Annotated in this window: 9 protein-coding genes; 5 read left to right on the top strand and 4 right to left on the bottom strand. The window is 59.8% G+C overall.

Features of this window, described 5'->3' with window-relative positions:
* Positions 1-536: 536 nt before the first annotated feature.
* The 3 genes from HKN37_03965 to HKN37_03955 form a co-directional block, all read right to left on the bottom strand.
* The gene (locus HKN37_03965; protein ID NNE45796.1) at positions 537-2,276 is read right to left on the bottom strand and encodes a mechanosensitive ion channel family protein; all 1,740 of its coding nucleotides are present in this window, start codon (positions 2,274-2,276) and stop codon (positions 537-539) included.
* Positions 2,277-2,300: 24 nt separating this feature from the next.
* Positions 2,301-3,542: a DUF481 domain-containing protein gene (locus HKN37_03960; GenBank protein NNE45795.1), complete on the bottom strand. Its 1,242-nt coding sequence runs from the start codon at positions 3,540-3,542 to the stop codon at positions 2,301-2,303.
* Positions 3,543-3,642: 100 nt separating this feature from the next.
* Positions 3,643-4,806 (bottom strand): DUF481 domain-containing protein, encoded by a 1,164-nt coding sequence (locus HKN37_03955; GenBank protein ID NNE45794.1) that lies wholly within the window; start codon positions 4,804-4,806, stop codon positions 3,643-3,645.
* A 287-nt stretch (positions 4,807-5,093) separates the two neighbouring features.
* Here HKN37_03955 and HKN37_03950 point away from each other — a divergent pair, with 287 nt between their 5' ends.
* From HKN37_03950 to HKN37_03930, 5 genes are all read left to right on the top strand, one after another.
* Positions 5,094-6,698 (top strand): acetolactate synthase large subunit, encoded by a 1,605-nt coding sequence (locus HKN37_03950; GenBank protein ID NNE45793.1) that lies wholly within the window; start codon positions 5,094-5,096, stop codon positions 6,696-6,698.
* Between the two features lie 49 nt (positions 6,699-6,747).
* Entirely contained in the window at positions 6,748-8,352 is a 1,605-nt protein-coding gene (locus HKN37_03945) for a DUF1254 domain-containing protein (GenBank protein ID NNE45792.1), read from the top strand.
* A 42-nt stretch (positions 8,353-8,394) separates the two neighbouring features.
* Complete coding sequence (locus HKN37_03940) at positions 8,395-9,303, top strand: hypothetical protein (GenBank protein ID NNE45791.1); 909 nt, start codon at positions 8,395-8,397, stop codon at positions 9,301-9,303.
* Between the two features lie 341 nt (positions 9,304-9,644).
* Positions 9,645-10,004 carry a hypothetical protein gene (locus HKN37_03935; protein ID NNE45790.1) on the top strand — a complete coding sequence of 120 codons (360 nt, stop codon included), beginning with the start codon at positions 9,645-9,647 and terminating at the stop codon, positions 10,002-10,004.
* A gap of 29 nt (positions 10,005-10,033) precedes the next feature.
* Entirely contained in the window at positions 10,034-10,495 is a 462-nt protein-coding gene (locus HKN37_03930; GenBank protein NNE45789.1) for a hypothetical protein, read from the top strand.
* Positions 10,496-10,517: 22 nt separating this feature from the next.
* Here the strand turns inward: HKN37_03930 and HKN37_03925 are convergent, their stop codons facing one another.
* A complete protein-coding gene (locus HKN37_03925) occupies positions 10,518-10,979 on the bottom strand; it encodes a hypothetical protein (protein ID NNE45788.1) in 462 nt (153 codons plus the stop codon).
* Positions 10,980-11,197: the final 218 nt, after the last annotated feature.

The following is an 11,197-nucleotide window of genomic DNA, read 5'->3' as shown; positions in this document are numbered from 1 at the left end:
TACGCTCTCGGTCCGTGGCTCGTGCAGGGGCTAGCTTCGGTTCTTTCCCCTCTTCCCCATTCAACTCTTGCAGCAGCTTCTCGAGCGGCTCCGGAGCAAGCCATCGACGGGCGGCCCTAGCGATCTCGGGAAGCGTGAATCGGCGATCAGGGACCGCCGCCTGAGACAAAGCTGCCTCGTTCGAGTTGTCTGTTTGACCAATGATCCGCGCCAAGGTGATTGCCTCACTCTTGTTATTGGTTTTGCCCCTCCAAAAGTTGCGCGAGATCGCGATCTTTCTCCCGTCCGGTTCCCCGAAGGGGATTGATCCGTCTGTGACTCTCAGTGACAACGGGTGACAGCCAGTGACAGAATTGGTCAACCTGGGACCCAACTTGTTGGGGCAAGGGATAGTTTTGTCTGCCAACAAAACTGCGCGGCCCTCGCTTCGGGTCTTGGTCCCGAGCTCGGCCGTGGTTGGCGCGCTCAACGCCTTCGGCTTATTCGCGGCGGGGAGCCGGGCGAGAGATGAAAAGCGCGGAGCGCCCGCAGGCTCTCTATGTGCTCGCTTTTTCGCTCTGGAGACCGGCAGATTCGCGGTAGAAGTGCATGTCCCGCTGCGGGAAGGGAATGGAAATCCCTTCGGCGTCGAAACGCTGCTTTACCTCTCGGGTGATGTCCCAGTACACGGTCCAGTAGTCGCTGGTCTTGGCCCACGGCCGAACGATGAGATTCACCGCCGAATCCCCCAGCTCGTTTACCCGAATCAGCGGTTCCGGATCTCTGAGGACCTTGTCGTGAGAAGCCACGATGTCGGAAAGCACCTTTTCGGCGTGAGGGATGTCGTCCGCATATCCAATCCCAAACGTCATATCCACGCGCCGAATGTCCCGCTGCGTGATGTTGCGAATCATACCGCTCCAGACCTGTTTGTTCGGCAGGATGACCTCTTGATTGTCGCCGGTGAGAATGATCGTCGAGACCAAGCTCATCTGGTCGACCTGTCCCGTCACGCCTCCCGCCTCGATCCAACTGCCAACGTCGAAAGGACGATAGATGAGAATCATCAGGCCAGACGCGAAGTTCGACAGCGTGTCCTGCATTGCGAACCCGATCACCAGGCCTGCGATTCCGAGGCCGGCGAGCAAAGGAGCGAGCTCGATGCCGACCTGAGCCAATGCGACGACGAGGCCGAGCAGCATGACGAGCCGGCCGGTGGCGTTGATGAAGAAGTTTCTTGCCAACGTGGAGAGTTTCCACCGCTCGCGTCCGAGCCCGCGCCGAACCGCCTCCCGAGCAAGCCGGGACAAGATCCAAAACCCGAACAACACCAGCGAAAAAACCAGGACCTCGAACAGGAACGCCACCCCCCTGCTGCCGAGCCAATTGCCGAGATCGTCCAGCCTCTCGCGCGCCCAACCGGCGGCCACGCCTTCATCGAATATGTCTTGGGATAGCCTGCCGGTGAAAAGGATGATTCCGAGCTTCAGCTCCGACGTCTCTAGGCCGTGCTTGTCGAGCAGGCCCACGTTGAGGTGCTGACTCTCCGCGAGCACGTTCCGCTGTTTTCGGAGCGAGGCCAGCTCTCGTTGTGCCTCCGTATCCTTGTCGACTCCAGGGAGCGCCGAGATGTCGTCGATCCACTCCTTGGTGCCCTGTAACAGGCTGGCCGCGAAGTCCGCACGGAGCTGGATGCCCGTCGTGAGCTCTGAGATGTCCGCTTCGACGTCGACGCCAAGTTGTTTTCGCTGGTCGAGGTTCATGTCCAAGTAGCCGACGATACGGTCCATCTTTGGAATCAGTATGGCGAGCTTTCTGCGCGCCACTTCCGATTCGGCCGCGCTTCCGAGCTCGGCGGCGTCGACGAGGTCGAATGATTCGAGCCTCGTCTTCTCGAGGTTCTTCAGAAGCGTCAGCCGGTCTCCTTCTAGGATCCCAACGGTGACTTCGCGCGCTGCCGAAACATCGATTCCCGAGGTGTCTGCTTCTGTCAGGAGGGCGACCAACCTCGACAGGTCGCGCCGCTTTCGAGCGCGCCGGCGCGAAAGCTCGGCCCGGACGAGTTTTGCCCCGGGCCGATCTCCGTGCTCGTCGACCACCCGGCGCAGCTCCTCGAGCTCGGCTTCGCGTTGCTGCGTACTCTCGACGAACCGGTCGATTTCCCGGGTAGGCGACGCTATCGGCGTCGTCTTCTCCTCCTGTCCGAAGGCGACCCCCGGGAGCAGTGCGATGACCACGATGAACAACGTCGAGGCCATCGCCGGCCCGGGTTGCCGAATGCTTAGTGCGGTTTGCATGTCGAGCTCCTTCATTTGTGATTGCTACTCGTTGATCTTCAGCACGAGGCCGATGACGACCTGATAGTCGTTTCGCTTGGGCACGGTCCCGTCGGCTCTCGGCGGGGGTCTTTCAGTTCTGAAGAACGTGAACACGGTCTCAAACTCGAAGATGCTGACCACCTTGAGCTTGAGCTTCGCGCTTCCAATGTGGTTGGTGAGGCCGATGGTGGTGTAGACGACGTTGGTCAGCCAATCGAGCTCGAGGTTGTTATCGGGCACGAAGGTCCACTTGAAGTACGTGTGCGCCGCGAACAGGCCATCATGCTGGGGGTTCTTGATTCCCGCCGCCGTGCTCAGGAAGTTCGTGAATTGGTAGCCGAGGCTCCCGTCGACATCCCACTTGACCTTCGTATCGAAGATATGGACGCCGGCGCCCGCCGTCGGCGTCGCGCGCAGCCTGAGGTTCTGGAATCGGTCGTTCAGGAGCTGGCCCTTGATCGGCGTGATGAAGACACGCCGCGAAATGAAGAGGGTCAGGCTGGCGTCGCCGAGGTGTCGATTCGCGGTTTCCTCCCGTGCCGCAGAAGCAAACGTCCCCTCGTAACTAATCAGCGTGCGGCTGAGCTCATCACCACGCTTGAGCCGCCAAAACACGTTGAGCGAGATCTGCTCGCTGTTTCCCGCATTTCCCGAAAAGCCTGCCCGTAGACGCGTCGACCAGTAGTTTCGCTCCCTCGGCTCTCCGCGGATGATCGATACGAGCTTGTCGCGAGGAAAGACTTTCACGCCTTCGACCGTCTCGATGATCACCTGCTCCTTGGTGACCATGGCCCTTCCGGTCACCACGATGCCCTTTTCGAAGACGTAAGTCTTGATCCGCGCGGCGTGGAGTTGAACGATGTCCGACCACTTGAATTGCATGAGCTTGAGCTTCTTGCTCTCGAATTCCATCTCGTTGTCGGTTTGCCGCATCCATTTGAGCTCGCCCTTGAGCCACTCGCCGGCCTTGAACTGAATCCAGTCGTCGGTGTCCCCGAACTCGATCGTGAAGTCCGCTGGGATACCGACCTCGACTGCCGCTTCCGCCTGCTCGACCGCCTCCTGGACCTGAGGAGTCGCCTCCTCCGTCGGCGCAGCCGTGGTCGGAGCTTCCGGAGTTGGCTTGGCCGGCTCCTCTTCCCGCTCCTGCGCGCTCGCCCCGTGCGGAGGCTGCAGCAAAGGCGCCGACAAAAAGAGAACCACAATAGCTCCCCAACCCACCGTGTCGAGTCGACTGGCCTTCAAATCCATAGGGGCTTAGCGCCAGCGACGCCCGCGAGCAATAACTCGGGTATGCGCCCCGTCGAGGTCGGGTCTCACGGCGCACTTCGGGTCATAGATTCGGCTAGCTGATGTGCAACGAGATTCCCACCACCAGCTGATAGTCGTTCTTCCCCGGCACGGTCCCATCGGCCTGTGGGAACGGCTGCCTCGTCCTCAGGTACAAGAAGGACGTGTTGAAGTAGAGAATGGTTGTCACCCGCAAATTGAAGATCACATTGCCCAAATGGTTGGTGTTGCCGATGGTCGTGTACACGAGATTCGATCGCCACTCCAGCAGTAGCTCGATGTCGTCCGTGAAATCGATGTCCGCGAACATTCGGAACATCATGAGCCCGTCGTGTTGCGGGTTCCTCACGTTCGCCGCCGGCTCGAGCAACGACAGGTACTGATATCCCAGGGGCGCAAGCTCGAGCTTCCAGTCGACGACATACGTCGCAATCAGTTGAAAACCCGCGCCTGCGGCGGGCGTGGCACGAAGCCGGACGTTTTGGAACTTGTCGTACAGCAGCTGCGCGTTCGCCGCGATGACATAGATCCCCGGATAGACGAAGACGTTGACTTCGCCGCTTCCGAGATGCCGATTCGCCACTTCTGTGCGGTCGGCAGTGCCGAACGTCCCGTCATAGCTGAGCGCCGTGCGCGTCAAACTGTCCTCGCGGACGAGCAGCCAGAATGCGTTGAAGCTCAGGTTTTCCGTGTTGCCTGCGTTGGCGGTAAGCCCCACGCGCAGCACCGTGGACCAGTAGTCTCCCTCGCGCGGCGTGTGCTCGAGAATCGCGTTAAGCTCGGATCGCTTTCGCATCGCGATCCCGGTCTCGGTTTGTACCGTAACGAGCTCTTTGTTGATCATGGCGGGTCCGACGAGCTTCGTGCCGTCCGTGAAGCGGTATGTGTTGGCCTTCGGCGAGTGGAGCTGTTGCACCTTCTTCCAGTCATAGGTGATCTCCTTGATCTCATCGCTGTGGAAGTCGAGCCTTGCATCCCGCATCCGCTCCACATTGCCGCGCAACCACTCCCCCGATAGCAACTGGATCCAATCCTTCTCATCGCCGAACTCGATCGTGTATGCCTTCATCAACCCGTTCTCGTCCTTCCCCACGACCACCGAGGTGTCTGGAGCGGCCTGGTCCCGGCGCGGTTCCGCGTCCATCTGAGCAGAGGCCGTCGCCACCCCGGCAAAGGTAGCCAACAGCAGGAGCGGAACGCGCCGGCAGATCAAACCCATGGCGCTTTGCATGCGAGACTTATACAAAAATTAGGTTGGATTTCCTAGGTTGCCTTGCCACAGGGAGCTGGTGCGTCCTCGAGTCAGCTCGCAGCGCAGATGCCTTTTTGAGTTGGCTATGGCTCGTGGTGATGGAGTAGATTCGGCGAGACCCCAATTGACGGGGCGCCGCCAGTGATTGACTAACCAAATCAGGACGAAATAAGCTCCGCAGAGGATGCCCTCTTCATGATTGTCACCCGCAGAGTGTTTGCAGCGAAGCGGAAGATCGAAACGGATGGAATGAAATGAATGGAGCGCAATCTCTCTTCAAGGCACTTGTTGACGCGGGAATTGATACCTGCTTTGCGAACCCCGGCACATCCGAGATGCAACTGGTTTACGAGATGGGGCTGACGGATGACATGCGCCCGATTCTTTGCCTCGAGGAGAATATCGTCACCGGTGCGGCCGACGGATACGGACGGATGGCCGGCAAACCCGCATTGACGTTGTTGCATGTCGGGTCTGGCTTCGCGAACGGGATCGCGAACCTTCAGAATGCGGGGCGTGCCAACACACCGATGGTGAACGTGGTCGGAGCCAATGCCACCTACCATCAATATCGATTTCCCGAGCACGAAATGGTCGGCGGTCGGGTAATCGATTTGGCAAGAGTCGTGTCGCACTGGACCCGAGAGGCACGTTCCGCCAGCGATTTGGCCGTGATCGGCGCGGCGGCGGCGCGGTATGCCACCATGGGGGCAGGCAAGATCTGCACGGTGATTGCGCCGACCGACTGCCATTGGGATCCTTCCGCCGGAACACCGGTCAACGAACATCCAATCTCGTCGCCCCGCGTCTCCCCTGAGACCGTCCAGGAAGCTGCCGATCGTCTTCAAAGCGGACGCAAGACCGTATTGTTGCTCGGCGGACCAGCCCTTCGCGACGATGAGCTCGAGATAGTCGGTCGGATCGCCGCCAAGACCGGCGCCCAGATCATGGCCGAAACGACGCCCGGAAGGTTTGCCCGCGGCGCTGGCAGGATCCACGTCCCGATCGTCAAGTATCTACTGGAGATGTCCCTCCCACAATTTCGGGAGGTGGATCAGGTCATTCTCGTGGGCGCCCTCAATCCAGTTGCCACCTTTGCCTATCAGGGCATGCCTTTGTCCAAGATCCCCGAACATTGCGTGGTTTGGACGCTGGCGACGACCGACCACGACATCCCGGCGGCTCTAAACGATCTGGCAGTTGCCGTCGGCGCGGGCGTTGAAACGACGGAACGTGTCCGACGTGTTGAGCCGAAACCACCCGCTGGCGAGCTGACGGTCGAGGCGATCGGTCAAAGCATGAGTTTGCTCATGCCGGATGATACGATTCTGGTCGACGAGGCGATCACGGCCTCGTCACAGTTGTTCGAGGAAACAAGGCATGCCCGACGTCATGACTATCTTCTCGCCCCGAGTGGTGGCGCCATTGGCAATGGGCTGCCGCTCGCGCTGGGGGCTGCCGTTGCCTGCCCGGATCGTAAAGTTGTGGGGCTCCAGGGCGACGGTTCCGGCATGTACACCCCCCAGGCGCTGTGGAGCATCGCCCGGGAGAACTGCGATGTCACCGTCGTGGTCCTGCGAAATGACGACTACGGGATACTCAACCTCGAGCTTGCCCGCGTTGCCCAGAAAGGACCGACCGACAAGATGTTGTCGATGTTGAAGCTTGATCGACCTTCCATCGACTGGGTCGGTCTGTCGGAGGGAATCGGAGTGCAGGCAGTCAGCGTCGCGACGGCCGAAGATTTCCACACGCAGTTCGAACAGGCGATGGGGCAGAGAGGCCCAAGACTCATCGAGGCCAGGGTGTCTCAGGACCTTCAGCCCGCGATTGACATGATCCGGAGCAAGGCGAAATAGCTTGAACCCACTCAGCCGTAGGCATAGGTTCGCAAAGGATACCCTACTCATGGTTGTCATCTACAGAGTGTTTGCGCCGGCGTTGGCGGTTTTTTGCGCGGTGCTTGGCTGTGTCGAAAAGCAAGGCCCAATCGAAGCCGTCGACGACAAAGCCACGCCAGTCGCGGTCCCCACCGTGTCGCCGTCCTATGCACGCGTGGTCGGCCAAGAGTTTCCTACGCAGAAAGGTACGTACCCGAACAAGGTGAAGACCCATATCGGTGAACTGACATTCGACCACGGCATCCCCACCGAGGAAACGTCAGAGAAGCTCTATTACGAGATGGACTACCACCGTGCGGTGCAGGTCTACCTATGGTCGTTGCCCATCATGGGACAGGCCCAGTGGCGCCAATCCTATCTCGACCTCTACGACATGAAGCCGAACCAGATGGTCTACGCGACCCAGTTCGACGATCGCTCGCAAATCCTCACGGCCAACGAGACGACCCCCTACCTGTTCGGCTGGACCAACGTCAAGGACAAGGCGGCTGTCTTCGAGGTCCCGCCAGGCGCGATCATTGGCCTCGGCATCGACTTCTGGCAGCGCGGATTTGATTATGGCCTGTTCGGTCCCAATGCAGGTAAGGGAGGCACCTGGGTGATCGCCGGTCCCGAAACACCGCAATCGGAGATCCCCTACATCGAGGGCGCCAAGTCCATCGAGTTGCAAACCAATAACGTCTGGTTGGTGTCTCGACTCAGCGTGCCCGCGGGAGAGCGCGACCAGGTCGTCAGCGGGTTCAAGCTGTACTACAACGGCGAAACGCCCAGAGCTGCGACCATCATTCCCTCTGACAACAAACCCGGTCGCAACTATCAGCCGCGTGGCATGAAATACTGGGAGATGCTTCATGCCATCCTGCAGGAGGAACCGGTCGAAGAGCGTGATCGCTTCTTCATGTATTTCCTCAAGGAAATGGGCATCGAAAAGGGCAAGCCCTTCGATCCGAGCGAGCGACAGAAAGAGATCTTGGCCGACGCTGTGTTGGTTGGTGAAGCGATGGCCAAGAACATGGTCTTCCGTGAGCGTTTACCAGGCGTACTGCGTGACGATGGCTGGCGCCTGATCATTGGGCGCGTAGAGGGCTCTGAGCCCGGCGATGCCATGGAGAACACCCAGCGAACGAAGTATTTCGATCGATTCGATCCGCGCGCCCGTTTTACGTATGAAGCCTGTCTTACCTCCGAGCGGATGTCTTTCCCCAAGCCGGGTTTAGGCATGGGTTACGGCGGCATGTTCCTGGACACCAAAGGCCGCGCACTCGCGGGTGATCGGTCGTACGTGATCAACGTACCTGCGAACCCGCCGGTCAGCCTGTTCTGGGCGGTCACCATCTACGACGTGGACACGCGTGGCTTGATCACGACGGACCAGAAACGGGCCGAGCGCGGATCGGTGCATGAAGGGGTAAGGACAAATCCGGACGGCTCGACGCCCATCTTCATTGGGCCGAAAGCCCCCGAGGGATGGGAAAGCAACTGGATCAAGTCCGTTCCGGGGCGTGCCTGGTTCCCATATTTTCGATTCTACGGACCGACCGAGCCCTTCTTTGATCAAAGCTGGAAGCTTCCGCAGATCGAGGAAACCGATTTCGCAAGCGTGGCTGAGTAGTACCCAATGGATCCCTTGTGGAGTTATGCTGCAATCGCTTCGATGACGAAGGCCGTTGCTGCGGCAAGCATGACTTGGCTCTTCGCTCTTGGAGCTACCGCGCAGGAGCCTCCCTCGGAAAGTGACGCGAGCGAGCAAGAGAGGCTCGGAGTCGACGAGGCGATCGTCCCCGAGCTTGCAGACGGGCGCGATGCTCCGCGGGAGGCCGGCGGCGACCAAAGCCGCGAATCGATGTCGGTCGACAGCACGGCGGCCCAGTGGTCGCTACAGTTCGCGTACCAAGGCATCCCGCGCTACTACGGCTCGCGGCCGCCAGGAGTTCGGCGATTCTTTCAGTTCCGTTTCGTGGCGCCGATCCCGGCCGGCAAAATCTCGATCCTGCCACGCCTGACCATTCGCGTTTCCGAAGCCGCAGACGGCACCTGGGGTTTGAGCCCTACCGACATTTTCGCGCTGATTGTGCCCGTCGACTGGGGAACGGGCCGCTTCGGGATCGGGCCCGATATCGTCACCCCCGCCACGACCTCGAAGCTCGGCCCCTCGGGCGCGCGACAGTGGCAGTACGGCTTGGCCTCGGCGCTGATTCAGCGACTCGCGAACGACCGCGTCTTGATCGGCCTACTCCTCCAGCAGGTGTTTGGGCAGATCGATGCGAGCAGGCCGAACACGGTGTTCGCCAACGACCTGATCATCAATCCGTTCCTCGCCGTTCAGCTCGGCAAAGGCGTCTACCTTCAGAACGGGGACATGCAGGCTCGCTACGACTGGCGAAACAAGGCGTTTTGGACCCCGCTACCCATTCGCGTCGGCTACGTGCTGATCAAGCCAAAGTACACGCTCAACTTCTATGGGGAGTATCAGACCTCTGTGTTCAGCAGGGGTTGGGTCAAGCCCGCACTCAAGCACGCATATCGCCTCAACATCTCGCTGCAGATACCGGTGGGGCTCTGAGCTGGAGAACATACGCGAGCGACGCAAACGGACGCATCCATTTGAGCTCGCCTTTGAGCCACTCGCCGGCCTTGAACTGAATCCAGTCGTCGGCGTCCCCGAATTCGATCGTGAAATCTGCTGGGATACCGACCTCGACTGCCGCCTCCGCCTGCTCGACCGCCTCCTGGACCTGAGGAGTCGCCCCCTCGGGCGGCGCGCGAAGCGCATATTCGCTGCATGTGACATCGTAGACGCGGGAACAGGACCAGCAACCGTCTTATCACGGGGTGGTAAGAACCAGGAATTTCCTACTATCGGATTTCTGGGCGTTCGCCGATAGTTACAGGAAGGAGATACAAGTGACTCAAACCGTTATTCAATACGTGCTTTCGCGCCTCAAAGAGCTCGGCGTCACAGACATGTTCGGCTGTCCCGGCGACTTCGTGTACCCGGTGTGTGACGCCATCATCGACGATCCCGACATCCGGTGGATCGGGTGCGCCAATGAACCGAACGCCAGCTATGCGGCGGACGGCTATGCACGCACGAAGGGCGTGGGCGTTGTCGTATCTACGTACGGCGCCGGAGAGCTGTGGACCTTTGGCGGCCTCGCCCGGGGTGGTTGGCCGCGGCATCTGTTCTCCAAATACCGGGTGAAGAACCACTACTCCTACAGCGGCGACCTCGTCAAGGTGGTCGTCCGGCTCACTGACACTTAATCAGAGCAACGAAGGATGAAGGAGACGACGTGATGAAGCTCAAAGAGATAATTCTGGCCGCAGTACTGGCGCTGGCGCTTCCCACGGTCGCGCTCGCCGACGAACACAGCGAGGAGCGCAAAGAAGAGAAAGCCGAGGAGCCCAAGGAAGACAAGGCCGAAGAGCGCAAAGAAGACAAGGCCGAAGAGCCCAAGGAAGACAAGGCCGAAGAGCGCAAAGAAGACAAGGCCGAAGAGCGCAAAGAAGACAAGGCCGAGGAGCCCAAAGAAGACAAGGCCGAGGAGCCCAAAGAAGACGAGGCCGAAGAGGCCAGAGAAGACAAGGCCGAAAAGGCCGAAGAGCCCAAGGAAGGCGAGGCCGAAGAGGCCAGAGAAGACAAGGCCGAAAAGGCCGAAGAGCCCAAGGAAGGCAAGGCCGAGGAGTCCAAAGAAGACGAGGCCCAAGAAGCCGAAGAGCCCAAGGAAGGCCGGCGGAGGAACCGAGACCGTTAGCGTCGCTGCAAAGATCGTCTGACTATTTGTGAACCCGAATCGATCCCAGCAGCTTTTGCTGCATGGCTTTCGCCTTGGGGTTCTCTTTCGTCAAGATCGAGTTCACGACGTAAAGGCGGTCGTCGACGAGGAGGGCGATCGCGGTGCCACGGTAGCCGGGGTGGTCCTTGTCGTCGTAGTCCGGGACGCGATAGTCCAGGACGACCGCAGGCGCGCCGTCAATTGTGGTCCTCTTCTCAGAGACCTTCTTGCCGTAGTACTTTCCGAGGACGCCCTCCGCTGCGTTGCCGAGAATCTTCTTCTCCCCGGCGAAGCGAAGGGCCGCACGGGGAAGCGTGGTCCCATTGATCGTCAGTAGGGCTCCCTCCCTCTCGTACCGTTGGATGTTCGTACGGATGGTTCCTGCAGGCGATTTCCTGCTGACCGTCTCGGTTTTGTCGGGCTTATCGGGAAAGAGAACCGAAGCCTTCTTGTCTATGCTCATGACGCGAACCCACTCTTCGTCGGCAGAGGCCTGAGGAGCAAGAACGGCGGTTGTAACAAGAACGAAGACGGCTGCGAGAATCCGGGTGTACGCGTGCATGGGTTCAACCTTTTCTGTGAGTGGCAATCGACTCAGAACGCGATCAGTCAGTAGTCGACCAGGTAGAAGGTAGGGAGATCGAAAGGCATGTGCTCGGCCGTGATCTACCGCATTGGCAC

Source organism: Rhodothermales bacterium, from assembly GCA_013002345.1.
Taxonomy (GTDB): Bacteria; Bacteroidota; Rhodothermia; order Rhodothermales; family JABDKH01; genus JABDKH01.
Note: the sequence above shows the minus strand (reverse complement) of the source record. Positions and strands in the feature narration are given on the sequence as shown.